The following is a 25,995-nucleotide window of genomic DNA, read 5'->3' as shown; positions in this document are numbered from 1 at the left end:
TATATGCTTTCGAAAATAATGAAAAATTAAAGCTGATTCCATTCTTTGGAGTCAGCTTTTTTTGTCTTATAACCTTCAATTTCATAGATGAATTTTTTAATTCAATGGTATTTTTCTGTATCTTTGTAACGAGTTAAAACAAGCAACGTATGAAAAAACTATTTACGATATTAGCGGTAATTTGTTCAATTAATGGATTTGCGCAAACTAACACGGCTACATGGCATGGCGTTTTGAAGATTGCTGCGCAAGAGCTTACCTTACAATTGCATGTAGATGAAGCGAAAAAAGAGGTTTTGCTTGATGTGCTTGAGCAAGGTGCAGAAGGACAAGCTATGGAGGTAGTTCATTTAACTTCTGACTCTATCCATGTAACAATTCCTAATTTGATGTTGAACTATCAAGGTAAAGTTGTTGGTGATAGTATTTTGGGGACATTCAGACAAGGAATGTTCAAAACTTCGCTGAATATGGCACGGGGTGAGGTGAAATATAATCGTCCGCAAGAGCCAACAAAGCCTTATCCATACCAAACTATGGAGGTGATGTTCAGCAATAAAGAGGCTGGTATTACTTTGTTTGGAACATTAACTCTCCCTGTGGATTATAAAGGTAAGCGTGTTCCTGTCGTGTTGATGGTAACGGGAAGTGGTCCGCAAAATCGTGATGAGGAATTGTTTGGGCATAAACCTTTCTTAGTAATTGCCGACCGTTTAGCTCGAAATGGTATCGCATCGTTGCGCTATGACGACCGTGGAGTGGGGGTTTCCGATGGAACTTTTGAAAATGCTACAACAGACGATTTTAAAGCAGACGCCCAAGCAGGGGTAGCCTATCTCCGAAATTTGAAAATGTTTTCCAAGGTTGGCATTTTAGGTCATAGCGAAGGTGGGACAATTGCTTATATGTTAGCCAGCGAGCGCAAAACAGATTTCATAGTTAGCTTAGCAGGACCAGCTTGCCGTATTGATACCATGATGGTCGAGCAAATTAACGGCTTAGCGTCTTCGCAAGGTGCAACAACAAAAGTAGTGCAGTCGGTGGCAGATGCAAAACGAGTTCTCAAAGTGGATAATAACGTGTGGTTGCGCCATTTCTTCGAGTTAGATATTACACCTTATATAAGCAAAATCAGTTGTCCTGTATTGTCAGTTTATGGCGATGTCGATAGGAATGTGCCTGCGAGCATGAATGTACCTATTCTCAGACAGAATTTATCTCCCAAAAAGCATAATATCACAAAGGTATATCCAGGTTTGAGCCACATGTTTCAGCACAATGCTACGGGCAACCCAATGAAGACGATGAAGATAGAAGAAACTTTCTCGGAAGAAGTTTTAAAAGATATTTACACGTGGATAAATAGCTTATAAAACTGCTTGTGAATGGCCATTAGGTGGCTTGCAAAAGAAATTATTCCCGTATCATTTAATAGATATGGAAGGAGCCGATTTTTTTCGATATATCTTGCAGAGCTTTATTAAATATTTCTTTTTGCTCGTTATTGAGCGTGTACACCTGTCCTCTCACTTTTGTACCATTTATTCTCTGTGAAAGCCATGCGTGGCTTTTTCCAAAGTAGTGTTTGGCTATATAGGCTAATGGTAGAAGTTTGTAATCTTCATCATCAAATTGTCGTCTGATGTCTTCTATCTCTATTTCTATCTCTGTCAAGCCCTCGTTCATGAACGCACGAAAAGCCTTTTCCACTTCCTCTGTTTTGTTTTCCCTTATCCACAAAGCTATTTCCATTCTTCGTGCTTCGCTTTGTTCATCTTCTTTGCTCATGAGCTCTTTCAACTCTTTGAGCTTTACATCTACCTCATTCATACTATTCTTTTTTAAGCCCTCCCACAAAGGGGAGGGCGATGATTGCTTTTCTCTTTGCTTGTAAAGTTTGTCAAGCTCCTTAAGAAATCTGTCAATTGTTTCTTCTTGGCTTCTAAAACTGATGTTTGAATTGTCAGAAATTTCAGTATACCCTTAATAAGGTTTCAAGGATTCAGATTCTCATCTCTAAGTTCGTCCATAAATCCTTTTTATTAATACTCTTATTAATTATCACACTACAAAGATACATAAATTTTTCGTTATGTATAAATGTTTCCCTTATTATTTTCAGTTCTTTTCTTCATCAAGTATAGTGTTTTAGCAAGAAAGTAAAAAAATAAAAAACTTGCACGTTTCAAACTTATTTTTTATCTTTGCTTCCGTAATAAAAACAATGCTTATGTGGGAATTTCTTTCATTAATAGTAACACTTATAACCATGCCCCTCTTTATTAAAGCCGACGATTGGTGCTGGCTGTCTTGTCTTATTTATATCGGTTTATGTATGGTTTTTACACCCATTGTAGGCATAATTATTTATCTTTTAATAAGTCGCCGTTAGTCCTTAAAGACTTTGTCCTTTCGCATACGGCTGTCTATGATTATCTTTGCTCAACGATATCAACGATATTTTTTTGATGGACTGAGCCTTTTGTTTTTTTATTACTAATATTAAAACCCATTGTTTTGGAGCGCAAAACAATGGGTTTTGAACTTCAAAACAGCTACTTTCAAAAATAAAATAATTATGTCGTGAAAATTTATCTAAGAACAATGATAAACATTTGCGTTAATTAGAATTATTATAGGTCAAGTTAAGGCTTTTCTTTATGCTATAAACTGGCATTGCTACATGTGTTGGCATGGTTAAATGGCAGACTCCGCTTTGTTTTGTGCAACATTTAGCCCTGAAAGCTTTTGACTTTCAGGGCTATTTCTTTTATATTCTGCTTTTAAAAAGCTTACGTTTATTTTCTTATTTCTTTTTTAATGCTTTCTGAACCATCAGAATATTTATTTTTTATGATGTTTATTCCCTTAAATGGCTCATTGCTTTCTACTCCATATTGGTTGTAATATTTTGTAGAAACGATAGTCTTTTCGTTTTGAATGTCTTGTATGTCATTAACAGCGTCAGACCCTTCGTATAATTTCATATCTTGTGGATTGCCATTGAGGTTATACACTTGCCAATTCTTGCTATGTGCTAAAGCTACTTGTGCTTTTTTGCAATCATTCTTTTCACTTCCCAATGTTGTATCAACGATGATAAGCATTCCTGTTGCACGACCTTTTCTGTCAGGCAAGCTATTGAGCATGTTTGTCATGTTTTCGCCACTAATATTATTGCCGTAACAATTTAAATATTCCAAGTCTTTACATGCTGAAAAGTCGATACTTTCCAATTGATTCATTTCCCCACTGAAGGTTTTTAAGGCTCCGTTTTTGCTTAAATCAATCTCTTTTATTTGATTTAGTCCGCATAATAATTCCACTAAATTTGGCTCATGCGTAATGTCAATATGCGAAAGTTGTGCATAAAGTGCTTGTAACTTTGTTATTTCGGTGTATATTGTCGTTGTTTCTGCAGTTAAATTGAGTGTAAGGCTTTGTCCATTCCAGCCAGACAATGTTCCACCTTCAATAAATGGGGTGGTTGCAGGAGTTGTTGATGCTATATTCAGCATTACATATCCCTTTTCTGGACGTGAAATCTTGAAGTAAGTATCACCTTTCTTTACTTGTTCAAATTTTGCAGTTATAGTAGTATTCTCTTTAATTACAATTGCTTTTGTTGAAGTGATGTCTATGCCATTTGCTTTCAATTCAGTAAGTTCATAACCATTATCAGGAATTGTGTTGAATAATAATTCTGTTCCATATATCACTTTCGTTAAATCAATATTTTCGCCAACAGTTACTTTCCCATTTGCTGTTGATTCTATAGTTACAGAAAGGTAAGTTGGGTCTGAACCGTCGTAAGTTTTTCCCATACCGTACATTTCCCCATTAATATAATCTTTTATTGCCCAAGATTTTGCTTTTGCAATTTCAATATCGCTCTTCAATGCAATGTTATTTTCTGTTCCAGCAGGTGCCTTCGTGTCAATAATATAAATGTATGGGCCATTTGCTTTTCCGTCATATAGAGAATTTACCATTGCGGTCATCTTGCTTCCAATCAGTGCATTTCTGTAACAATTCACTCTAAACAAACCATCGGTACCCGTTAAATCAAGGGTTTCCAATTTGTTTTGTTGACAATGTAATTGTGATAAAGCTTTATGATTTTTCAAGATAAGTGCTTTGATTTCATTATTTGAGCAATCTAAATAAGTGATAGGGTTACCTTCATTAGAATTTAGTTCTGTAATTTGGTTTCCACTACATGTCAATTCGCCTACATCACCTTTTATAGTAACTGTTTGCTTGGTAAGTGTCAAGGTTTGTTTGCCTGAGAAAGGACCACTTTCGGCTACTCCTTCAATTAAAAACTCTGCATTATTAATCGCTTTAATATCTAAAGTTATTTTTTCACCAATTTGTTTATTGGTTGTAAAGGTAATGTTGTGCTTGCTTACTTGAGGAACATAATCCAATCCGTTATAAGTGTTACCAATCATACTGCCATTATCAGTTCCGTCAAGCCAATCGCATACTATCCAACCTTTTCCCTTTGCAGCTTCTACATCTTTAACATAACATTTATTGCCTTCATTGTTGTCTCTTGTATTTATGATGTACAACATTGGAGGTGCTTGGGCTGGATTAGGTAATTTGCTGATAAAATTATCCATACCTTGTCCTTCTATTTTGTTGCTGTGAATTTTAATCCACCATAATGAAGTATTTTTGCTTAAATCCAATGTCGTGAGTTGATTTTGTTCTGCGTATAAATCAACTAAAGCAGTACAAGTGCTAACATCAAGGCTTGCAAGTTGATTATTTCCACATTCTAAACGTGTTAGCGCAGTATTAGCTGTACCTGTTGTAAGCGTTGTTAGTTTATTTTTATTTGCAACAAGTTTTTCTAATTTTCCATTTAAGCTGACGTCTAATGATATTAAAAGATTATCGTGGCAATCTAATGTGTTCAATTCAGTACATTTTTTAATGTCCAAATTGGTTAGTTTATTCTCGTAACATTTTAGGATTTGGAGTTGTGGCGCATCAGCTATCAGTTCGTTTAACTGGCATTTATAGCATTCTAATTGCGTTAATTCTCCCGTGATGATGATTTCCTTTGTAGGGTCAATAACTTCATATTCCCCATAAAAGTCAGTCTTTTGTACGCCTCCAGAAACTGTAGCCCCATTAAAAGGCTGCGTATAAAGTCTTAATTTTGTTCCAACAGGAGCTTCTGTTTTCATTTTAATTGTTGCATTAGTTTGTGCTTGAGTTTTGTTCGGCACAATGGCGCATACAGCAATCATTACCAGTAGCATCATCATTTTTAATTTGCTACAATTTTCTCTCTGTTCTTTGCAGATTTTGTTTAAGAAAGCCTGTTTCATACTTTGTAGTTTAAAATGTTTATATATATGAAAAATAAGTTTTTCAACATAGATTGCCTTGTTGCTTTTCTAAGAATAGTTATTTACTTCTGCTTGCAGAAACTATTTTAATAACCTTACAAATATATTAAATAAATAAAATAATTGAGAGAAAAATTTTAGTTTTATTTTATTTATGATTTTAATATAACAAAAAATGTATTAGAATGTATTATATATTCATTCCTTTTAGTTTTATAATAATACATCTTTCATCAACAATTTAACCATAAATCATCAAATTTTATTAGGAAATATTTTCTTTTCTTGGATTATTTCACGATGCAAATGCCCTTTATTGTTGAATATCATCTATTATTTGCAATAAATTGTAAGGTTCTGCGTTATATTCAAAATGAAAAGATTTAAGATATTCGTATATATAATGCTTTTGGCAGTCGTTGGATTGCTGACGGCATGCAACGATGATGATAGTTTTACAACATCGTTAAATAATCAATTGACTTTCTCTTCCGACACAATTCGGTTGGATACTACTTTCTCGAAAGTACCTACTTCAACCAAAACGTTTTGGGTTTACAATCATTCTGGAGATGGTATAAAACTTGCAAACGTTCGTTTAGAACAAGGCAATCAGACGGGTTTCAGAGTAAATGTAGATGGTATTTACTTGGGACAAGCTATGGGCTATCAAGTAAACGATTTGGAAGTGAGAGATAAGGACAGTATTCGTGTTTTTGTTGAGCTTACTTCGCCTCTGAATGGAGGCACCGAACCCAAATTTATCGAAGACAATTTGATATTTACTTTAGAGAGTGGGGCGGTTCAAAAGGTTAATTTGAATGCTTATAGTTGGGACGCCGAAATGATAAAGAATTTGGACGTAACCCAAAATACTGTGCTTCAGTCAGAAAAACCCCTTGTTATTCAGGGTGGAATAAAGGTAGCTGAAGGTGCAACACTTACCATTGCAGCAGGCACAACGCTCTATTTTTCTAATAAAGCAGGTATCGATGTGAGTGGAAAATTGAAGATTGAAGGCACTGCTGACAAGGTCGTTACGCTGCGTGGCGACCGCTTAGACAAGATGTTTGACTATCTTCCTTACGACCATGTGAGCGGTCAGTGGCAAGGTGTTCACTTTCAAAAGTCAAGCTATGATAACGAAATAGCTTACGCTGATATTCATTCTGCTTACAATGGTATCGTTTGCGACTCTTCAGACATTAATCGTTCAACGTTGAAAATGCAACGAAGTACGATACATAACTGTCAAGGTTTTGGTATTTTGGCTACCAATTGCAACGTTGATTTGAGTAACTGCCAAATTACAAATACCCTCAACGATTGTGCCGCATTCATTGGTGGAAAAGTTGTTTTAAGCCATTGCACGTTGGCACAGTTCTATCCTTTTGACGGAAACCGAGGGGCAGCGTTGAAATTTGGCAATACTATCACAGGCAAAGATTACGCTCTCGTGCAATTCGATGTGCTTAATTCCCTTGTTACAGGCTATGCCGATGATGTTGTAATGGGCAGTTTTAACGATAAGACAGAGCAGCATTACAAGTTCGAGCATAGTATTTTGCGCACCATGGAGCCGAAAGAATTAGATGCAAACAAGTTTGTTTCTATCCAATGGGAAGACCCAAAAGACACTATTCAATCGGGCGAAAAGCATTTTATAAAGATTGATGCCGACAAGCAAAACTATGATTTCCATTTGTCAGAGAAGTCAAAAGCTCGTGATATAGGCTATACTTTGCCCAATGGAACCAGTAAAACCGACCACGATGGTGTTGCTCGCGACGACAAACCCGATGTAGGTTGTTACGAATTTAAGGAGAAATAATTATTTTAAAAAGATAGTTTATTAAGATGAAGACAATTGATATAAATATTAAAATTGGCGTTTGTCAGCCTGACGAATTGCCACTTGAAGAGCAAAAACTCATAGAACAAGCGATTGAAGCAACTAAAAACAGCTATTCACCTTACAGCCATTTCAGTGTAGGTGCCGCTCTTTTGTTGAACAATGGCGAGGTGGTCATGGGCGCAAATCAAGAAAATGCAGCTTTCCCTTCTGGACTTTGCGCTGAGCGTTCGGCTATTTTTGCTGCCCAAAGTACACGTCCCGACCAACCAATCCAAACACTTGCTATTGCAGCACGCAATGGTGGAGGACTTACCCCTCAGCCTATCGTACCTTGTGGGGCATGCCGTCAAGTTATTTTAGAGATAGAAGACCGCTATAAACAGCCTGTGCGCATTCTTCTTTATGGTACAGAAGCCGTTTATGTCGTTCGTTCAGTTAAAGATTTGTTGCCGTTACAATTTGTTAGCGACTCTATGAAATAAATAAATCCGCCTCCTTTGAGAGGCTTTTTCGTTATGGAACATTTACCCAAAGACCCTGCTATTCTCGTTAGTGCAGTCAATATGCTTTTGCGTGATGAGGAGTTTGACACCCTACATTCGCTTTGTGTCTATTTTAATGAAACGGAAGAACATCTTTGCGCCATGCTTTACAAAGAAGGTTACGTTTATAGTGAAGCGCAAAAGCAATTCCGCCCAATTGGTTTTGATTCAAATTAAATAAAGTAGAAATGGAAAATCAGATTTGCTTTTCAAATATATTTCGTATATTTGCACCATAAACATAAAAGCAAATATGAAAAAGACACTCTTATTTTTAGTGATGTTATGGGCTGCTGTTGCCAATAGTTATGGTTGTACAGCCGCTGTGATAACGGGTAAAGTAACTGCCGATGGTCGCCCTATGTTGTGGAAAGTCCGCGATACGGACAATCTTCAAAACTGCATGAAGTATTTTAAAGGTACGAAATACAATTTCTTTGGCATTGCCGATTGCCGTGCGCGTAGCAACAAAGAGATATGGATGGGTACAAATACCGCAGGCTTTTCAATCATGAATACCCAGTCTTTCAATTTGGAAAAGACGGTCAATGGTGTTGAACCTGGCGACAAAAATGGTGAATTTATGTTCAAGGTTTTGAATGTATGTGCCACAGTTACCGACTTGAAACAATACTTAGACACTGCAAAATTAGACGGTCTTTGTGCCAATTTTGGTGTCATTGATGCACAAGGAGGAGCAGGTTGGTTCGAGGTTAGTACTCGCAATTTTAAATATTTTGATGCTAACGACCCAGCGGTAGCCCCTAATGGCTTCATTGCACGAACCAATTTCAGCTGTACAGGTCCTGCCCACGAAGGCTTAGGATTTGTACGTTATCAAAACGATGAGGAAACTTTGACAGAAGGAGTGAAGAATAAATCAATTACTCCAGAGTGGATTTTCTCAACTTTGGCACGTTCTTTCAAAAATCCACAGTTAGGAATCGACCTTCGCGACGGCAATCATAACAAGCCGATTACGTCGGGGTGGTTTACCGATAACGACCTTATTTCTCGTAGCGGAACTGCTTGCTCTGGCATTATCAAAGGTGTGAAACCAACAGAAAATCCAGAATTGACCACCATGTGGACGGTTATCGGTTATCCACCAGTAAGTGTGGCATTTCCATTCTGGCTAAAAGACGCTGAAAAGCTTTTGCCAGTGATTTATACGGCGAATAATAATGAGCCAGTAACCATTTTTGGCAAGAAAGTTGATACGCTGAAAGAGCGTGTTTATGCTTTCCATGAAGGCATTGGGTCAGACCGTTATTTCAATTGGGAGGCACTTTGGAACAAGCAAGGTAATGGTATTATGCAAAAATTAGAGCCTGTTGAAACCGAAATTTTCACTCGTACCAACGCTGTAACAACCAATTGGTACAAGAAAGGCAAGGTGAATAGCAAGGAAATGGAAAAACTTTACGGCAACCTTTCCGACTATGTAACCGAGCAATACAAGACTTTGTTTGATTTGTAAAACCCTATAAACCAGCCTAAAAAGAAAGGCAATCCACGCAAAATGGATTGCCTTTTTTCTTTGTTCATTGCTTTGACTTTCAAAACAGGCTATTTTGAAGAACAAAACAGCCTATTTTCAACGGCAAAACATACGCTTTCGTTTTTTGAACATAAAAAACGGATAAAACACACGAGTTACTCGTTGCTACTTTTAGCAATATATTTTTGCAATATTTCGTTAATAAAGGCTTTAAATTCGTTGTTTTCTACGATTTCTATATCAGAATACAAGCCCAGTACAAACCGTCCGAGTCCACGAAAATCGCATACTTCAATATCCAATAACCATTCTTTTGAGTTCAGCGGTTGAATATATTTTGCTCCTTGCGAATATTCTTCCATAAAAATATTGTAGGATAATTGACCTAATTTCAGCTTTACTCGGTGGTGTTCCTCTCCACTGAACATAAAAATATCGGTGAAAATCTGTCGGTGTTTTTCCTCGTAAATCCACGGCGTATCCACTTTCTCAATGGTTTTTATGCGATTGATTCGAAATGTTTTATTCATACCAGTTTTGATTTCGTGGCATCTAACATCTTGATTATCATTCATCAGAAGGAAAGGCTCTACAATTCGGTCGGAAACAGTATGGCTATGTGGACTGGAATAGCCCACAAACTTCACCATTTTCTTTGTGTGTATAGCTTCTGAAATCAGTTTTAAGTTATTGTTTAGTAGCGTACTGCGCTTGTCTAAAACCCGTTCAGAGAAATTATAGGCACGGTCTAATTTTGCTCGTAACTGATTAACAGTTTCCGACCCATCGCCCGCCATGAGCAAAATGTTATAAATGGTGCGAATTTCAGCATCAGAAAACTGCAAGGTTTCTGTCAATTCGGTAAAAAATGGAGAACGGCGGTCAAGATGATACTTGTTGTTTCTTTTGAAAAGAATAAATCCTGCCGATTCTATAAATTCCAAAAGATAGTAAATATGTCGGCGTGACACCTCCATTTTCTCGCTCAACTCGGTGGCTGTATAACCCATATTATCGGCGAGGAGAAGGATAAGTTTCAGCTCATTTTGTAATTTAGAATGCCTCATTTGTCTATTCTTTAAATTCGATTGTCAATTCTTCGGGTGGCAAAAGCGTAAACGATTTGCGATGATAGGGCGTAATGCCGTGTTGGCGAATGGCTTCACGGTGTTTCTTTGTAGGGTATCCCTTGTTCGATTTCCAGTCGTATTGTGGATATTCTTCGGCAAGCCCTTTCATGTAATCATCACGATAAGTTTTCGCAAGAATTGAGGCTGCTGCAATAGACAGATATTTCCCATCACCTTTCACTATCGTAGAGTAGGGCAAATCCTTATAAGGTTTAAAGCGATTGCCGTCCACTATCACCGCTTCGGGGCGTGTTTTCAATCCGTCTAATGCTCGGTGCATGGCAAGAATACTGGCATTGAGAATATTGATTTCATCAATTTCTTCTGCCGTAACCACCCCTACTGCCCACGCTATGGCATCTTTTTCAATGATAGAACGCAGCTGATAACGCTTCTTTTCCGATAATTGTTTCGAGTCGTTGAGCAGTTCATTTTCGTAATTGGGAGGGAGAATAACGGCTGCTGCATAGACACTACCAGCCAAACAACCACGTCCAGCCTCGTCACAACCTGCTTCTATTTTACCAATATAATACGTATTCTTTAACATTTTACGATAATATAACAATAAAAAATTATTGATTGAACATATATTGCACAAAGGTAGTCTAATTTTGCCAACAGAAAAAGAAAATAATAAGAAAATTAATAATGAAAAGAGAAATTAATTTGTTGGCTACACAAAGCCGTAAAAGTGAATATTCTGATATGGTTCGTAACCTTTGGGCATGGGCAAAAGCCCCTAACGAGTGGTTGCGCAAATATTATAGTGCGGTATTGGAGAAGGAAATCAGTCTTTCGCAAGCCAATATCATTTCGCGTGCGCAAATCGCTTTCATCTTGTCGGTGTTCACAACCAACGACAATTTGCTTGTGAAAGCCATATTCGTCGCATGGTTTATTGTTGCCGTTTTGCGTGCAAAGAAAGCGTTTGGCGAGTGAATGGAAAGATAAGTTGGACGATTCGGACAAGTTATACAGGTAAGCGAAGAAATACATCACCTTTGTAATTACCTTTGCACGAGAAAAACAACTAAAAACCCCACCAAAATGGGTGTAAACAACCAAATTGGTGGGGTCTTTATGCTATTGATTTGCTTGACTGGTCAAGCTAAAAGTTTATCATTTAAAACATCTTTACAACACGATTGATGCCTGCTACCAACGCATCGACCTCTTCTTTTGTGTTATAGAGCGCAAAAGAAGCACGAACCGTACCGAGAATATCGAAACGTTCCATGAGTGGTTGGGCGCAATGATGACCTGTTCGAACGGCAATGCCGAGTTGGTCGAGTAGTGTTCCCAAATCCATAGGGTGAATATCGCCAATGAGGAAACTGATTGCCGCATCGTGGTTGGCTACTGCACCTTTAGTATCATTAGGAATACCAAAGAAACGAATATTTGGAATGTTGCGCATTTGTTCAATGGCGTAGTCAGTAAGCATTTGTTCGTGCTGATGAATATTCTCCATTCCGAGCGAAGTAACATAATCTAACGCTGTGGCAAGTCCGTGTGTAGCAACATAATCGGGCGTTCCTGCCTCAAATTTCAAAGGAGGACGTTCAAAAGTTGTGCCACTGAAGCTAACACGTTCTATCATTTCGCCTCCGCCTTGATAAGGTGGAAGTTTGTCGAGCCACTCTTCTTTGCCATAAAGCACACCGATACCCGTAGGACCATAGACTTTATGACCACTGAAAGCTAAGAACTCGCAATCTAATTCTTGCACATCAACAGAAAAATGAGGAACACTTTGTGCGCCGTCGAGCATGACTGGAATATTGTTTTCGTGGGCAATACGGATTATTTCTCTGACAGGGTTGATAGTTCCCATTACGTTACTAACGTGGGCAACGCTGACCAGTTTAGTGCGTTTGGTAATGAGTTTCTCGAAAGCATTCATATCGAACATGCCGTCTTCATTGATTGGAATTACTTTCAAGACGATTCCACGCCGTTGGGCAAGGATTTGCCAAGGCACAATGTTGGAATGGTGCTCTACATTAGAAACGATTACCTCGTCGCCTTCTTGCATAAAGCCGTCGCAGAATGAAGAAGCTACAAGATTAAGGCTTTCGGTTGTGCCACGTGTAAAAACGATTTCAGCGGTAGAACGTGCGTTGATAAACTTTCTAACCGTCTCACGAGCAGCCTCGTGCAAGTCGGTAGCTTGTTGAGAAAGCCAATGAATGCCACGATGCACATTGGCATTGACATTCAAATATTCATCGCGCATGGCATCTAACACGCAGAGCGGTTTCTGCGTGGTAGCTGCATTGTCGAGATAGACCAATGGTTTTCCGTAAATTGTGCGTGAAAGGATTGGGAAATCGGCACGCACTTTTGCTATATCGTACATATTCTTTTCTTTTATCGGCAAAGTTTACAACTTCCACACTTCTCAAGTTCGCCACGGAAACGTTTTTCTACTAAGTGATGGAGGCGGTCGCGAAGTGGAATAAGTTCCATTTTATCGATTACCTCATTGATAAATGCGAACTCAAGGAGGAGTTTTGCTTCCCGTTTATCGATACCACGCTGCTGCATATAGAAAAGAGCAGCATCGTTAAGTTGTCCTATCGTAGAACCATGATTACACTGCACATCATCGGCATAGATTTCAAGCATTGGCTGGGTGTACATGTGAGCAGTAGAGGCAGCACAAATATTTTGGTTTACCTCGTGAGAAAGCGTCTTTTGAGCATCTTTTGCCACATAAATAAGTCCTGCGAAAGCTCCCACGGCATGGTCGTCAAGCACGTATTTGTATAATTGATTGCTGGAGCAGTTGCTTACAGCGTGGTTGATGACCGTATTGTTATCAACATGCTGATGTTTATCAGCAATAACGCAGCCGTTCAAGAAACATTCGCTTCCTTCGCCACGGAAAGTTAAATCAAGTTTGTTGCGAGTTACACCATTATGGAGTGTTATAATATTGTGTGAAACACGACTATTTTTCTGCTGTTCGATGTAAACATTTGATACTCGAACGTTCTTCAAATGGGTTTCTTCCAAACAATTTAACTCCAATTTCGCATTGTCAGCAACGTAGGCTTCAATGACTTGCGTTGTTAAGAAGTTTCGGTCGTCTGTTGAATCATCACAAAAAAGCATTGAAGCTTCAGCCCCTTCTTCAATAATAATGAGTACACGACGATTAACCATGAGATTTACATTGGAACGCAAAATGTTGATAACTTGAATCGTGCGGTCTGCTTTAATGCCTTTCGGTACATAGATAAACAATCCATCTTGCGCTAACATCGTATTAAAAGCCGTTAGAGCGTCTTTGCTTGTATCGGCAATTCGAGCATAGTGTTGTTCTAAGAGTTCAGGATAGATTTTTGCAGCGTTGCAAATGCTATCAATAACGATTCCTTCGTTGAGCTGTGCTTTTGGCAGTTGCTTGTTATAAAATTGGTCGTTTACAACAAAGTAAAGTGAGGTACTAAGATTGGGGACATCGCATTTAAATGAGTCATAGGGATTGATTGGAGTTTCCAAACGCTGCAAATTGAGTCCGTAATCGGGCGCAAAGAGCTTTGGAATATCAGTATATTTGTAGCGTTCCACCTTTTTTGTGGGGAAGCCTTGGGCCTTGAAGTCTTCAAATGCTTTGTCGCGCACTTTATTCAAGACAGCACAGGAATGCTGTTTTATCATTTCTTGCGCCTCGTTGTACAAGTCTATGTATTGTTTTTCGCTTTGCATTTTTAGCCTTTCTATTTATCTACTTCCTCTTTAATCCAATCGTAGCCTCGTTTTTCTATTTCTCGAGCGAGTTCTGCCGTACCTGTTTTCACGATACGTCCTTTGTAAAGAATGTGTACTACGTCAGGTTTTATCATATCCAAAAGTCGGTCGTAGTGGGTAATAACGATGGTTGAAGTTTCCGAAGTGTGCATTTTGTTCACACCATCGGCAACGATACGCATAGCATCAACATCAAGCCCAGAGTCTGTTTCGTCCAAAATGCTGAGTTTTGGTTGTAACATTGCCATTTGGAAAATCTCATTACGTTTCTTCTCTCCACCCGAAAAACCTTCATTTACAGAACGATGTGAGAGTTTAGAATCTAAGCCAACGAGGTCGCGCTTCTCACGCATGAGCTTCATAAAGTCGGCAGCTTTCAAAGGTTCTAAGCCTTGATATTTGCGCTTTGCATTTATGGCAGCCTTCATGAAGTTCGTCATGCTTACACCAGGAATTTCTACTGGATACTGGAACGACAGAAAAATGCCTTCATTGGCACGTTCGTCTGCGCCCATTTCCAAAAGGTCTTTACCATTGAATACAGCCGAACCATCGGTTACAGTGTACAAAGGGTTGCCTGTAAGAACGGCACTAAGTGTTGATTTTCCAGAACCATTTGGTCCCATGATAGCATGTATTTCGCCATCTTTGATAGTAAGGTCAATGCCTTTTAATATTTCTTTATCTGCAATAGTAGCATGCAGATTTTTAACTTCTAACATATTGTTTTTGTATTATAATCGTTTTTATCTAAAAAATATTCCATTGAGGATTTCTACAAATGCGCTTCCAATGAAGTCAGCAATGATGTTGCGTGATTCATATTCGCCTCTTCGTATTCTTTCCAAATCTTCTGCCTCTTCCATTTCTTGGAGTATGCCTTTTGGTTCGGGTGCATAGAATGTTCCAAAATTCAAAACAGCAGGGTCTAATTTCTTCGACTTTATAGGGTGTTTTGCCATTATGGAGTAACATTTATTGAGCGTATCGGCTTTCACTTGTTGCTCTATGAGATATTTTTGCCATGCTTTTGGCTCCCAACTTTGGGCATTTGCACAAGAAATTGCCGCAAAGAATCCAAGTATTGATACCACCTGTTTCATATTCTCTAAAAAATAGTCGATTGTTTTTCCTTATCCTACCGTTCCTTCCAACGTAACCGAAAGAAGTTTTTGCGCTTCAACAGCAAATTCCATAGGAAGTTTGTTCAATACATCTTTTGCATATCCATTGACAATCAAGCCAATAGCATCTTCCATAGGAATGCCTCGTTGGTTGCAATAGAAGAGTTGGTCTTCGCTGATTTTCGATGTAGTAGCTTCATGTTCAACGATAGCCGAGTCGTTATGCACATCCATATAAGGGAAAGTGTGCGCTCCGCAGGTAGAACCCAAGAGCAACGAGTCGCAAGAACTATAATTGCGCGCATTATCGGCATTAGGTGTAACACGCACCAAGCCGCGATAAGAGTTCTGACTTTTGCCAGCAGAGATACCTTTTGATATAATTGTACTCTTTGTATTCTTGCCCATGTGAATCATTTTCGTACCCGTGTCAGCTTCTTGATGATTATTTGTAACTGCTACGGAATAGAATTCAGCCTGTGAATTGTCGCCACGCAAGATACAAGAAGGATACTTCCACGTGATAGCCGACCCCGTTTCTACTTGCGTCCACGAAAGTTTGGAGTTTTTACCACGAAGGTCGCCACGCTTGGTTACAAGATTCAACACACCACCTTTTCCATTCTCATCACCTGGATACCAGTTTTGTACAGTTGAATATTTCACTTCTGCATTTGCCAACACCACGATTTCAACAATAGCAGCATGGAGTTGGTTTTCATCACGCATTGGCGCAGTACACCCTTCAAGGTAACTTACATACGAATCATCGTCAGCAATAATCAAAGTGCGCTCAAATTGTCCTGTATTCATTGCATTTATACGGAAATAAGAACTCAATTCCATTGGACAACGTACACCCTTTGGAATATACACAAACGAGCCATCACTAAAGACAGCTGAATTGAGTGCCGCCGTGAAATTATCCTTATAAGGAACAACCGTTCCCAAATATTGACGTACCAATTCGGGGTGTTCTTTCACCGCTTCGCCAATTGAGCAAAAGATAATTCCTTTCTCAGCCAACTGCTTCTTGAACGTAGTCTTTACCGATACCGAGTCCATAATCGCATCAACAGCAACACCACTCAATGCCAATCGCTCTTCAAGCGGAATACCTAACTTGTCAAAAGTCTTTTCCAACTCAGGGTCTATCTCCTTATTCTTAGGCTTCTTCGCCAAAGGGTCAGCGTAATAAGAAATTGCCTGATAATCTATTTCTGGCAAGTTCAAATGTGGCCACTTAGGCATCTCCATTGTTTCCCAATGACGAAACGCCTTTAAACGAAAATCGAGGAGCCATTCTGGTTCCCCTTTCTTCTCCGAAATAAGCCTAACAACATCTTCGTTTAAGCCCTTCGGAATAATATCTGTATGCACATCGGTAGTAAAACCAAACTCGTATTTCTGTTCGGCAACTTTCCTTACATACTCATTGTTATTATTTTCTGACATTTACTTTTTACCTTTTTAGTGGTTCAATCCTCAAAAAGAATGATAACACTCTCTCTTTGTATTGTCCCACCTTCTATTTTATTTCGATAAAGATAGTGCCGCTATCATCAATAACCTTCTGTTACCATAAAGTAACAAACCGCCTCGCTTTTCCTTGGGAAATGAGAGGCGGCTTGGCACATATCTTAGAGTTTTTGTTCTACCTCTATTTCGGTGAATGTTTCAATCATATCACCCGTTTGCAAGTCGTTGTAGTTCACAAGTGAAATACCACATTCCAAACCTGTTACAACTTCCTTAACATCGTCCTTATAACGCTTCAAAGCACTAATAGGAGCAGTATGGATTACGATACCATCGCGAATGACACGTCCCTTGTCCTTGCTGTGTACCTTTCCTTCTGTAACAATACAACCAGCAACGGTTCCAACCTTAGAAATCTTAAAGACTTGTTGTACTTCAACCTGACCTGTGATGATTTCTTTCTTCACCTTGTCGAGCATACCAACCATTGTCGAAGTTACATCGTCAATCGCATCGTAAATTACCGAGTAAGTATTGATTTCTACGCCATCACGGTCAGCCAACTTTCGAGCATCAGCAGAAGGACGTACTTGGAAGCCCACAATCACAGCATCGGAAGCAGCAGCAAGCATTACGTCATTTTCTGAAATCTGACCAACCGCCTTGCTGATAACATTTACCTTTACCTTTTCAGTAGAAAGTTTGATGAACGAATCAGACAAAGCCTCAATAGAACCGTCAGTATCACCCTTCACAATGATATTCATTTCGTGGAACTCGCCACGAGCAATACGGTGAGAAATATCCGATAAGGTCAAACGTGTTTGAGTACGCAAGCCTTGTTCACGTTGCAATTGTTCACGCTTATTCGCAATGTCGCGTGCCTCTTGTTCAGTTTCCATGACATGGAAAGTATCACCTGCTGTTGGTGCGCCATTCAAACCAAGTATAATTACTGGTTCTGCTGGACCAGCTTGTTCAACACGTTGGTTACGTTCATTGAACATAGCCTTAATACGTCCCCATGAAGTCCCTGCAATCATGTTGTCTCCAATCTTCAATGTACCATTAGAAACGAGAACTGTACTTACATATCCACGTCCCTTATCCAATGATGATTCAATGACAGTACCTGTTGCGTTACGATTAGGGTTAGCCTTCAAATCGAGCATATCGGCTTCGAGCAATACCTTATCTAATAAGTCGGCAACGCCCAAACCTTTCTTTGCGCTGATTTCTTGGCATTGATATTTGCCGCCCCACTCTTCAACGAGTAAGTTCATTTGCGACAAGTCTTCGCGTATTTTGTCAGGATTTGCTCCTGGTTTATCAATCTTATTGATGGCAAACACCATTGGTACACCAGCTGCTTGAGCATGAGCAATAGCTTCTTTGGTAGTAGGCATTACCGAGTCGTCGGCAGCAATGATGATGATTGCGATATCGGTTACCTGTGTACCACGAGCGCGCATCGCTGTAAACGCTTCGTGTCCAGGGGTATCAAGGAAAGTAACCTTACGTCCGCTCTTCAGCGTTACACTATAAGCACCGATGTGCTGAGTAATACCACCAGCTTCACCAGCAATCACATTGGTATTGCGGATATGGTCGAGCAAAGAAGTTTTACCATGGTCGACGTGTCCCATGACTGTTACAATAGGTGCACGAGAAACTAAATCCATTTCATCGTCTACTTCTTCGCTAATGGCCTCTTGTACTTCGGCACTGACATATTCGGTCTTGAAATCAAATTCGTCAGCAACCATATTGATTGTTTCAGCGTCAAGACGTTGGTTGATAGAAACCATAATTCCAACAGACATCAAAGTTGAAATAACGTTTGTAACTGGTATATTCATCATTGTTGCCAATTCTGAAACCGTAACAAACTCGGTCAATTTTAAAACCTTGCTTTCCTTGCGTTCTGCCTTAGCCTCTGCATTTAAACGTTCGTGAACCGCTTCACGCTTTTCCTTACGATATTTGGCAGCCTTTTTATTTTGGCTCTTGCTGGTAAGGCGTGCAAGTGTTTCTTTTACCTGACGTGCTACTGCTTCATCATCAACTTCCAATGGTTTTTGGTTGCGGTTTTTCTTATTATTCTTTCCGCTACCATTGTTATTATTGTTGTTTTTCTTTGCGTTATTTTTCTTTCCGCCTTGTTGTTGGTTAGCAGCAGCATTGATATCAACACGTTCTTTTCCGATGCGAACGCGTTTTTTCTTTCCTTGTCCGTTTTGTGCAGACTTATCTTCACGTTCTTTACGGCGTTCTTCCTTTGTTTTTTTCTTAGGGCGTGTGCTTTGATTGATAGAACTCAAATCAATTTTACCCAAAATGTTTACCTTTGGCTGATTAAGCATCTTCTTCTCATTAGAAGTCTGGTAGATGCCATTGTTTTCGGATTCCATTCCTTGTTTGATTTCCTTTTCTTCCTTTTCTTTTTCAACCACAGATTCCTTCTTGAGAGATTCCGTATGAGAACTCTTGGCTTTTTGTATAACCTCCGCTTTGTGAGGCTTTGGTTGTATATCTTTTGTAGGTTTTTCCTGCTTTTGAGCTTTTTGTTCTACTGGCTTTTCCGCTTTTGCAGCAGTTTCTACCTTCTTTTCGTTACTATTTTTTACGGCAGTTTCTGTTTCTTTTTTCTCTTTTTTATCAGCATCTGGCTTCGCAGCAGGCTTGTTAAACTGGTCAAGGTCAATCTTTCCTACAGGTTTAAATTTTGGTTTATTATCCTGTTGTAAAAGATTTTCAGCCTTGTGGTTGACAGTTTTCTTGGTATGCACTTTGTCTTTTTGCTTCTTAGGGAATATTTTTGCAGCATTATCTTTTATTTGCTGGTCTTTTTTAAATTCCTTTTCAAGTGCTTTAAATTGGTCATCACTGAGTTTAAAATTAGGGTCTTCTTTAATTTCTCCTAATTCTTTTCTTGTATCTAAGTACTCCACTGCCGTTTGGAGTCCGATATTCAGTTCTCGAATTGCTTTGTTTAATCTGATGCTCATTAATATATTTTTCTTTTTGAATGTTGGTGTTATGTTAATTTCTCGAACTTATCATGATAGGTGTTAGTTCTTTTTTCTTTTTTCGATGTTGTCCCCAACACCTATCTGTCTAACACCTAACTTTCAAATTCTGCTCTTAATATGTTCAATACGTTATCAACGGTTTCTTCTTCAAGGTCAGCTTTTTCTATCAACATTTCGCGAGGAGCGTTTAACACTTGGCGTGCTGTGTCAAGACCAATTGATTTGATAGCGTCAATAACCCATTTATCAATTTCGTCAGAGAATTCATCTAAGTAGATGTCTTCTTCTGATGTTTGTTCGTCAAGTTCACGGAAGACGTCAATGGTATAGCCAGTTAGCATACTTGCCAGCTTAATATTCATACCGCCACGACCGATTGCTAGACTGACTTCCTCTGGTTGCAAGAATACTTCTGCCTTCTTGTTTTCTTCGTCAATAGTAAGGCTGCTCACCTTAGCTGGCGACAAAGCGCGTTGGATAAACAATTTTGTATTGGCTGTCCAATTGATGACGTCAATATTTTCATTGCAAAGTTCACGAACGATGCCATGAACACGACTACCACGCACACCGACACAAGCACCAACAGGGTCGATGCGATCGTCATAGCTTTCCACTGCGATTTTTGCACGTTCACCAGGCATGCGAGCGATGCCCTTAATGCTGATAAGTCCGTCTTCTATTTCAGGAACTTCAGCTTCGAGCAGACGTTCCAAGAAAGTTGGTGCAGTGCGTGAAAGGATAATCTTAGGATTATTATTTTCATTGTCTACACGCAAAATCACAGCACGTATAGTTTCGCCCTTGCGGTATTGGTCTCTTGGAATTTGCTCTCCCTTTGGAAGAATCAACTCGTTGTTATCTTCGTCTACGAGCAGCACTTCACGTTTCCACACTTGGTAAACCTCGCCAGAAATAATTTGACCCACACGGTCTTTATACTTATTATATAAAGAGTCGTGTTCCAATTCCAAAACCTTTGAAGCCAATGTTTGGCGAAGGTTCAAAATAGCACGGCGACCAAACTTTGCAAAATCTACAGGTTCAGAAACATCTTCCCCCACCTCATAGTCGGGCACAATTTTTTGTGCGTCAGTCAAACTTATTTCTTTATTTTCGTCTTGTACCTCACCGTCTGCAACAACGACACGGTTACGATATATTTCAAAATCGCCCTTATCAGGGTTTACAATTACGTCAAAGTTTTCGTCCGAGCCATATATTTTGGCAATAACGTTACGGAAACTCTCTTCCAAAACGCTTACCAATGTAGTACGGTCGATACTCTTGGTGTCTTTAAACTCCTTGAAGGTTTCGACCATATTTGGACGTTCTTCTTCTTTTCTTGCTGCCATAGTTTTACTTGAAACTAATTATATATTTTGTATATTTTACTTCATTCATGTTGTACGCATGGTCTACGTCCATCTTTACAGGGCGTTTCTTTCCTTCCACTTGTACTTTTTCATTGACTGAAACCACAAAGTCATCGCCTTCAACACTTTTCAAAATGCCTTTCACTTTGCGACCTTCTTTATCCAACACCTCAACTTCTTTTCCTATAAAGTTGATGTATTGCTGTGGAACTTTAAAAGGTTGTCCTAATCCAGCCGAGCCAACTTCTAATTCGTAATCTTCTTCATCGCGTGAGAGATGTTCTTCAATAAACTTACTCAATTCTACGCAATCTTCAATCCACACTCCGTCAGCATGGTCGATTTCGATTACAATTCTACTATCAGGACTCAACTGAATATCAACGAGGAAGTATTCTTTGTCTTCCAACCATTCTTCAACAAGTTTTTTTACAACGTTTTTATCTATCATATAAGTTTAAATATGAAAAATGAGGAACTTTTGAGAAGCTCCTCATTCCACTGAACGATGCAAAGTTACGAAATAAACTTCGCTTTTCCAAATATTTTCCACCTTTTCTATTAATTTTCAAGGGAAAACAATAGAATGTGGTGTTTCATCGCCTTAATTGTTTTAATGCTCCGCTTTTAAATTTTCGTAATAAGGCATCGCTATTTCATGTCCATTATCCAAATATATTCTCAGATGATAAGTTTCAACTGACCTTTATTGGTAACCTTGAAAATATCCCTTTTGGTAATAAAATATTTTATCTGTAATTTACAAAAATCATAATAGCCGCTTTTGAAGTGCAAAATAGGCTGTTTGGAGGCTCAAAACAACCTGTTTTGCGATTTCAAAGCGTTTTTTTACTTTTTAAAATTATTTGCATGGCGTTTTGGTTGAGCGTATTAATATAAATAGGTGAAATGTTGAAATGCGTTGTTTTTGCCTGTTCTTGTTTGGTTTTTAATAGAAATATTTGATTTATTCGAAAATTATGTCATTTGTTTTTGTTTGTTTGTGATATTTTGTATAACTTTGTAGAACTACTATCAAGTTTGAAAAATAAACCTAAATTACAAATAATAATGCAAATTAAAACATTAAAAAACAAATTCTTATGGATTTTTTTACTCGTTCTGTTGTGTGGAATAACTAATTTGCGAGCCCAAGGGCTTGATTTTAGTGTCCTGAACGACGATAATCCTGCATCGTCATTATCTCAGACGTCTGGCTATAGAGCTGCTCTGATTGTAGACAAAACGTGGAAAAGTATCAACTCTAATAAGAAGTATTGCTATTGGTCGGTTTCTTATGCTGACGAGTCGTTTAAGTTTAACCCAATGACTTTTGCTTTGTCAAAGACAACTGACACCTTTAAGAGTTATCTTGTTTCTCCTGCTTTAACGTTTAAAGACCTTGAAGGTAAATATTTGAGTTATGGTTGGAAGTTAGCTTCACCGAAAGGCAATTGCAAAGTATCTGTCATTTTGATAGATAAGCAAGGAAATGAACTTGGTAAGATTGATGAATTTTCTGTTTCTGAACGTACTTCTACCTTTACAAAGCGCACAGCGGCAATTCCAAAAGTAGCTGCTGAAAAGGGTTTTATCGCTTTCGTTTGCGAAGGTGATAAGGACAATCGTGGATATTTTGAATTTCAAAACATCGTAACAGGCGATGCGGCAGTTGCCCCAACGCTGAAAGTAGACCCTACTGCGCTCGAATTTAATCAAATCAACGTAGGAAAAGAATCAGACCCACAAGTCATCAATGTAACCATTGAAAACTATGACGGCGACATGATTAAGCCTCTTCTTGAAGGCGATGCCGTGGATTTCTCAGTCGTAACAGGCAATACTGAAGGTTTGGCGAATACTGGTGGCAAGATAACCGTAACATTTAAACCTACCACAAAGGGAGAAAAGAATGCAACCCTTACCATTATAGTGGGCGACCAAACACAGAAAATTACCCTACATGGTGAAGCTACAGAAGAAGGAGCAGCCGAAAAACCAAAACAAGAACTTTTGAACGATGGCTTCTTCTGGCATTTTAAGGCAGACGGAAAACCTGAATTTTGGGAAGCAGTAGGTGCTGAAGTAAAGAAACTTGAAGGAATAGATTCTTATCGCAGCGACGGCGGCTTCGCTGTTGGAATTAAAACAAAGGGAGAAAAGGGTTATTTGCGCCAAACTATCGACCTTGCTGCTGTCGATAAGGAAGTAACTGCGGGCGATGAAGTGCAATGCTCAATGAAGTATAAGACTGTTGCAAGCCCAGAAGGAAAGGCTCCTTTGCGCCTTGCTATGCGTTGGACAGACAATGCGGGCAATCTTATTCAATGTGCTGAAAAAGATTTCGTAGACAATCCTAATATTTTCTTCGGTAAGATGAAGACTTGGGGCAGCTTAACATTCCGTACAACTTGTCCTGCTGGTGCTACAAAACTTGAATATAAAGTTGAAGTAAACGAAAATAGCGAAGTTGCTTTCGACGAATTTACTGCTGAACGCATACCACAAAGCTATGCAAAGGGACACCCATTGGTAGCAATCCTTCCTCAATCTGCTACCATTAAGGGTAGAGTTTCTGTCCCTGCTGAATACGATATTGCTATTCAAGCAAGAAATTTGGCACCAGCACAACCTAAATTTAATGGCGGAGAGCGTCCAAACGAAGTTTTGAAACTTGGTATTGCAGAAATTAAGGGTACTACTTCTATTGCAACCAAACTCAATGTAACTCCTGTAAAGAAGGGTGCTTACACAGAAGGAAAGGCTTACAAAGTTTCATTCCTTGGCGGTGATACAGATTTGTCAAGTGGTTTAACCTTGTTTGGTTATTTCATGGATAAGGATAAAGACCCTACTTTGAAGTTGGCTGATGGTCAAAAACCACGCAAAATGAACGCAGGTAAAGGTAAAACGGATAAACAAACCATTAAGTTTACCGTTGAAAATGAAATCACTCATGTAAAGGTTGAGATAGTACAAGACCCTAAACACGCTTATTTCAAGAATGCAAAATCTGGATTCTTCTATTATAGTAATAAAAATGAAAAAATTATTGGCAACCCTGTAATGGAGATTACATTTACTCCATTGGAAGTTGGTACATTTGAAGCAAAGGCTTTGGTAACAACTATCTGTGGTGATACCTTGAAAATTCCGCTCATTGGTGTTTGCGATGAAGTTAATTCAGGTGTCAGAACAGAAAAATTCTTAGAAGCTCCAAAAGGCGATAAACGCTTTGACGGACGTCCTGAATGGAAAGGCTTCGGTATTTACGACCTTGGTTGGTGGCACATTGATGGCACATGGAATGCTGCAAGCGATGTAACAGTAAACAAGTCAGGCGAACTTTACTATGATGAATTGCTCGAAAATGGTATAACTACCATGAAGATGACACCAGTAGAGTCGGCTTCAAAATGTAATGCAGAATACTCTTTAGATGGTGGTGGACACTGGAAACCATTGCCAGCAGCTAACGCAGCAGGTGAATTTACAGTGAATACAATCCGTCCAACACTCGTTCGTTTCAAGAATAATAGCGATAGCGAAGTTAAAGTGAACACGATAGAGTTTATGCTGAACCCTGTGGACAAGCGTCAAGTATTAGATAATGTAGAAACTGCGATGTTTACAAATGCAGATAAAGAACCTTTGGCTAAGTTAGACCAAAACTTTGATGGTCGTCGCCATACCAGAATTTTAAGTATTGACGGCTGGCAAAACTTTGCAATAGCTGGTGATACTCCTTTCAAGATTTGGCACCAAAAGGCTGATATGGATCCTAACTCACCTGTAGAAAGCGAAGGCGCATATATTACATTCTTCAAATGGGGTGTATCTGACCCACGTCCACACGAAGCATGGTTGATTTCACCAACACTTTCTTATCAAAAGGCAGCAAGTAAGATTCTTACTTTCCGTGTAAGATTTGCAGGATTGAGCATGGAACAACGCAACCAAAGTTTTGTTGCTTACATCATTACAGAGAAAGATGGACAAGCAACAAGTCATTTCTTTGACTTGCGCAAGTATGCTCCACTCGGTGTAGTCATCGAAGAAAATGAAAAAGAATGGATTGACTATCGTGTAGACCTTGAAAAGTTGCAAAAAGACTTCGCTATTGAAGATAAATTCCACGTTGCATTTACTCAATGGGCTGACGAAGGTGGTAACTATTCTAATCTAAACTGGATGGTTGATAATGTAACATTCGGTCGTACCGATTTGCCAAAGATTAAAGTTGATAAAGAAATGTTCCATTTCCCATTCCGCAAAGATGTTCAAACGGAAGAAATGTCGTTCAATATTACAACCGAAAATGCTACTTACCCTGTAAGTGTAACATTGATTCCAAGTAGAATGAAAAGCTACTTCACGCTAAAGACTCCTAAAACATTGCCAGCAGCAGGTGGTACAGCAACATTTACTTACAAGAGCACTGACGATAAGGAGCATGCAGCAGCTTACTTGATTCAAACTCCAGGTGCTGACCCTGTAATGGTTAAATTGCTTGCTACTATCATCGATGGTGTTGATGGCGTAAATGCAGAAAATGGTAGCTTACAACCTATTGTAACCGAAAATGGCATTGCTATTGGCGGTCAATACAAGAACTATCGCATCTATTCGGCTGCTGGTCAATTGCTGAAACAAGGTGGTTACGAACCAAATATCAATTTGTCAGGTTTACAAAAGGGTATCGTTATCCTTAAACTTGCTACCGATACAATGGTTAAGACATTTACACTCAGTGTGAAATAAAAAGAAAATAAAACTTGGTTGGTTCTCTTTTAACCGAAAATAGAGAACATCTATCACAAAAAACTCCGAT

Annotated in this window: 19 protein-coding genes; 7 read left to right on the top strand and 12 right to left on the bottom strand. The window is 38.9% G+C overall.

Going from position 1 to position 25,995, the window contains the following annotated elements; translation table 11 throughout:
- The first annotated feature begins 149 nt into the window (after window positions 1-149).
- Window positions 150-1,373 (top strand): alpha/beta hydrolase family protein, encoded by a 1,224-nt coding sequence (locus tag DYI03_RS10135; protein WP_021669953.1) that lies wholly within the window; start codon window positions 150-152, stop codon window positions 1,371-1,373.
- A gap of 55 nt (window positions 1,374-1,428) precedes the next feature.
- On the opposite strand, the gene DYI03_RS10130 is transcribed toward DYI03_RS10135, so the two are convergent.
- Both DYI03_RS10130 and DYI03_RS10125 read right to left on the bottom strand, forming a co-directional pair.
- Complete coding sequence (locus DYI03_RS10130; protein WP_021669954.1) at window positions 1,429-1,830, bottom strand: DUF5053 domain-containing protein; 402 nt, start codon at window positions 1,828-1,830, stop codon at window positions 1,429-1,431.
- Window positions 1,831-2,798: 968 nt separating this feature from the next.
- Window positions 2,799-5,282, bottom strand: a complete 2,484-nt coding sequence (locus DYI03_RS10125; RefSeq protein ID WP_147287679.1) for an InlB B-repeat-containing protein — start codon at window positions 5,280-5,282, stop codon at window positions 2,799-2,801.
- Between the two features lie 457 nt (window positions 5,283-5,739).
- On the opposite strand from DYI03_RS10125, the gene DYI03_RS10120 reads away from it, so the two are divergent.
- The 4 genes from DYI03_RS10120 to DYI03_RS10105 all read left to right on the top strand — a co-directional run bounded on the left by DYI03_RS10120 (window position 5,740) and on the right by DYI03_RS10105 (window position 9,243).
- The gene (locus tag DYI03_RS10120; RefSeq protein WP_021669958.1) at window positions 5,740-7,197 is read left to right on the top strand and encodes a right-handed parallel beta-helix repeat-containing protein; all 1,458 of its coding nucleotides are present in this window, start codon (window positions 5,740-5,742) and stop codon (window positions 7,195-7,197) included.
- Window positions 7,198-7,223: 26 nt separating this feature from the next.
- Window positions 7,224-7,703 carry a cytidine deaminase gene (cdd, locus tag DYI03_RS10115; protein ID WP_021669959.1) on the top strand — a complete coding sequence of 160 codons (480 nt, stop codon included), beginning with the start codon at window positions 7,224-7,226 and terminating at the stop codon, window positions 7,701-7,703.
- A gap of 33 nt (window positions 7,704-7,736) precedes the next feature.
- Window positions 7,737-7,940: a DUF4250 domain-containing protein gene (locus DYI03_RS10110; RefSeq protein ID WP_021669960.1), complete on the top strand. Its 204-nt coding sequence runs from the start codon at window positions 7,737-7,739 to the stop codon at window positions 7,938-7,940.
- A 76-nt stretch (window positions 7,941-8,016) separates the two neighbouring features.
- Window positions 8,017-9,243, top strand: a complete 1,227-nt coding sequence (locus DYI03_RS10105; RefSeq protein ID WP_021669961.1) for a hypothetical protein — start codon at window positions 8,017-8,019, stop codon at window positions 9,241-9,243.
- A gap of 176 nt (window positions 9,244-9,419) precedes the next feature.
- On the opposite strand, the gene DYI03_RS10100 is transcribed toward DYI03_RS10105, so the two are convergent.
- Together DYI03_RS10100 and DYI03_RS10095 are read right to left on the bottom strand one after the other, a co-directional pair.
- Complete coding sequence (locus DYI03_RS10100) at window positions 9,420-10,331, bottom strand: helix-turn-helix transcriptional regulator (RefSeq protein WP_021669962.1); 912 nt, start codon at window positions 10,329-10,331, stop codon at window positions 9,420-9,422.
- Window positions 10,332-10,335: 4 nt separating this feature from the next.
- Window positions 10,336-10,944: a ribonuclease HII gene (locus DYI03_RS10095; protein ID WP_004355272.1), complete on the bottom strand. Its 609-nt coding sequence runs from the start codon at window positions 10,942-10,944 to the stop codon at window positions 10,336-10,338.
- A gap of 101 nt (window positions 10,945-11,045) precedes the next feature.
- Between DYI03_RS10095 and DYI03_RS10090 the strand changes: the two genes are divergently transcribed.
- On the top strand, window positions 11,046-11,336 hold the full coding sequence (locus tag DYI03_RS10090) for a hypothetical protein (RefSeq protein ID WP_021669963.1): 291 nt from the start codon (window positions 11,046-11,048) through the stop codon (window positions 11,334-11,336).
- Between the two features lie 184 nt (window positions 11,337-11,520).
- On the opposite strand, the gene DYI03_RS10085 is transcribed toward DYI03_RS10090, so the two are convergent.
- From DYI03_RS10085 to rimP, 8 genes are all read right to left on the bottom strand, one after another.
- Window positions 11,521-12,756: an aminotransferase class V-fold PLP-dependent enzyme gene (locus DYI03_RS10085; RefSeq protein ID WP_036870476.1), complete on the bottom strand. Its 1,236-nt coding sequence runs from the start codon at window positions 12,754-12,756 to the stop codon at window positions 11,521-11,523.
- A gap of 11 nt (window positions 12,757-12,767) precedes the next feature.
- Window positions 12,768-14,111 carry a Fe-S cluster assembly protein SufD gene (gene sufD, locus DYI03_RS10080; RefSeq protein WP_021669965.1) on the bottom strand — a complete coding sequence of 448 codons (1,344 nt, stop codon included), beginning with the start codon at window positions 14,109-14,111 and terminating at the stop codon, window positions 12,768-12,770.
- 11 nt (window positions 14,112-14,122) lie between these two features.
- Complete coding sequence (gene sufC / locus DYI03_RS10075; protein ID WP_004355389.1) at window positions 14,123-14,875, bottom strand: Fe-S cluster assembly ATPase SufC; 753 nt, start codon at window positions 14,873-14,875, stop codon at window positions 14,123-14,125.
- Window positions 14,876-14,899: 24 nt separating this feature from the next.
- A complete protein-coding gene (locus DYI03_RS10070; RefSeq protein WP_172462595.1) occupies window positions 14,900-15,247 on the bottom strand; it encodes a hypothetical protein in 348 nt (115 codons plus the stop codon).
- A gap of 39 nt (window positions 15,248-15,286) precedes the next feature.
- Complete coding sequence (sufB, locus tag DYI03_RS10065) at window positions 15,287-16,732, bottom strand: Fe-S cluster assembly protein SufB (RefSeq protein WP_004355183.1); 1,446 nt, start codon at window positions 16,730-16,732, stop codon at window positions 15,287-15,289.
- Window positions 16,733-16,917: 185 nt separating this feature from the next.
- The gene (gene infB, locus DYI03_RS10060) at window positions 16,918-19,764 is read right to left on the bottom strand and encodes a translation initiation factor IF-2 (protein WP_021669967.1); all 2,847 of its coding nucleotides are present in this window, start codon (window positions 19,762-19,764) and stop codon (window positions 16,918-16,920) included.
- Between the two features lie 116 nt (window positions 19,765-19,880).
- Complete coding sequence (gene nusA / locus DYI03_RS10055; RefSeq protein WP_021669968.1) at window positions 19,881-21,143, bottom strand: transcription termination factor NusA; 1,263 nt, start codon at window positions 21,141-21,143, stop codon at window positions 19,881-19,883.
- Window positions 21,144-21,147: 4 nt separating this feature from the next.
- A complete protein-coding gene (gene rimP / locus DYI03_RS10050) occupies window positions 21,148-21,615 on the bottom strand; it encodes a ribosome assembly cofactor RimP (protein WP_004355480.1) in 468 nt (155 codons plus the stop codon).
- A 620-nt stretch (window positions 21,616-22,235) separates the two neighbouring features.
- On the opposite strand from rimP, the gene DYI03_RS10045 reads away from it, so the two are divergent.
- Window positions 22,236-25,925: a choice-of-anchor J domain-containing protein gene (locus tag DYI03_RS10045; RefSeq protein ID WP_021669970.1), complete on the top strand. Its 3,690-nt coding sequence runs from the start codon at window positions 22,236-22,238 to the stop codon at window positions 25,923-25,925.
- Window positions 25,926-25,995: the final 70 nt, after the last annotated feature.

Source organism: Prevotella disiens (assembly GCF_900454955.1).
Taxonomy (GTDB): Bacteria; Bacteroidota; Bacteroidia; order Bacteroidales; family Bacteroidaceae; genus Prevotella; species Prevotella disiens.
This window is presented reverse-complemented; position numbering and strand designations above follow the sequence as displayed.

What these genes read in the sequence shown, in the direction of transcription:
- DYI03_RS10135 (WP_021669953.1), top strand. Translation starts at nt 150, where the DNA reads ATGAAAAAACTATTTACGATATTAGCGGTAATTTGTTCAATTAATGGA.
- DYI03_RS10130 (WP_021669954.1), bottom strand. Translation starts at nt 1,830, where the DNA reads ATGAATGAGGTAGATGTAAAGCTCAAAGAGTTGAAAGAGCTCATGAGC.
- DYI03_RS10125 (WP_147287679.1), bottom strand. Translation starts at nt 5,282, where the DNA reads ATGATGATGCTACTGGTAATGATTGCTGTATGCGCCATTGTGCCGAAC.
- DYI03_RS10120 (WP_021669958.1), top strand. Translation starts at nt 5,740, where the DNA reads ATGAAAAGATTTAAGATATTCGTATATATAATGCTTTTGGCAGTCGTT.
- cdd (WP_021669959.1), top strand. Translation starts at nt 7,224, where the DNA reads ATGAAGACAATTGATATAAATATTAAAATTGGCGTTTGTCAGCCTGAC.
- DYI03_RS10110 (WP_021669960.1), top strand. Translation starts at nt 7,737, where the DNA reads ATGGAACATTTACCCAAAGACCCTGCTATTCTCGTTAGTGCAGTCAAT.
- DYI03_RS10105 (WP_021669961.1), top strand. Translation starts at nt 8,017, where the DNA reads ATGAAAAAGACACTCTTATTTTTAGTGATGTTATGGGCTGCTGTTGCC.
- DYI03_RS10100 (WP_021669962.1), bottom strand. Translation starts at nt 10,331, where the DNA reads ATGAGGCATTCTAAATTACAAAATGAGCTGAAACTTATCCTTCTCCTC.
- DYI03_RS10095 (WP_004355272.1), bottom strand. Translation starts at nt 10,944, where the DNA reads ATGTTAAAGAATACGTATTATATTGGTAAAATAGAAGCAGGTTGTGAC.
- DYI03_RS10090 (WP_021669963.1), top strand. Translation starts at nt 11,046, where the DNA reads ATGAAAAGAGAAATTAATTTGTTGGCTACACAAAGCCGTAAAAGTGAA.
- DYI03_RS10085 (WP_036870476.1), bottom strand. Translation starts at nt 12,756, where the DNA reads ATGTACGATATAGCAAAAGTGCGTGCCGATTTCCCAATCCTTTCACGC.
- sufD (WP_021669965.1), bottom strand. Translation starts at nt 14,111, where the DNA reads ATGCAAAGCGAAAAACAATACATAGACTTGTACAACGAGGCGCAAGAA.
- sufC (WP_004355389.1), bottom strand. Translation starts at nt 14,875, where the DNA reads ATGTTAGAAGTTAAAAATCTGCATGCTACTATTGCAGATAAAGAAATA.
- sufB (WP_004355183.1), bottom strand. Translation starts at nt 16,732, where the DNA reads ATGTCAGAAAATAATAACAATGAGTATGTAAGGAAAGTTGCCGAACAG.
- infB (WP_021669967.1), bottom strand. Translation starts at nt 19,764, where the DNA reads ATGAGCATCAGATTAAACAAAGCAATTCGAGAACTGAATATCGGACTC.
- nusA (WP_021669968.1), bottom strand. Translation starts at nt 21,143, where the DNA reads ATGGCAGCAAGAAAAGAAGAAGAACGTCCAAATATGGTCGAAACCTTC.
- rimP (WP_004355480.1), bottom strand. Translation starts at nt 21,615, where the DNA reads ATGATAGATAAAAACGTTGTAAAAAAACTTGTTGAAGAATGGTTGGAA.
- DYI03_RS10045 (WP_021669970.1), top strand. Translation starts at nt 22,236, where the DNA reads ATGCAAATTAAAACATTAAAAAACAAATTCTTATGGATTTTTTTACTC.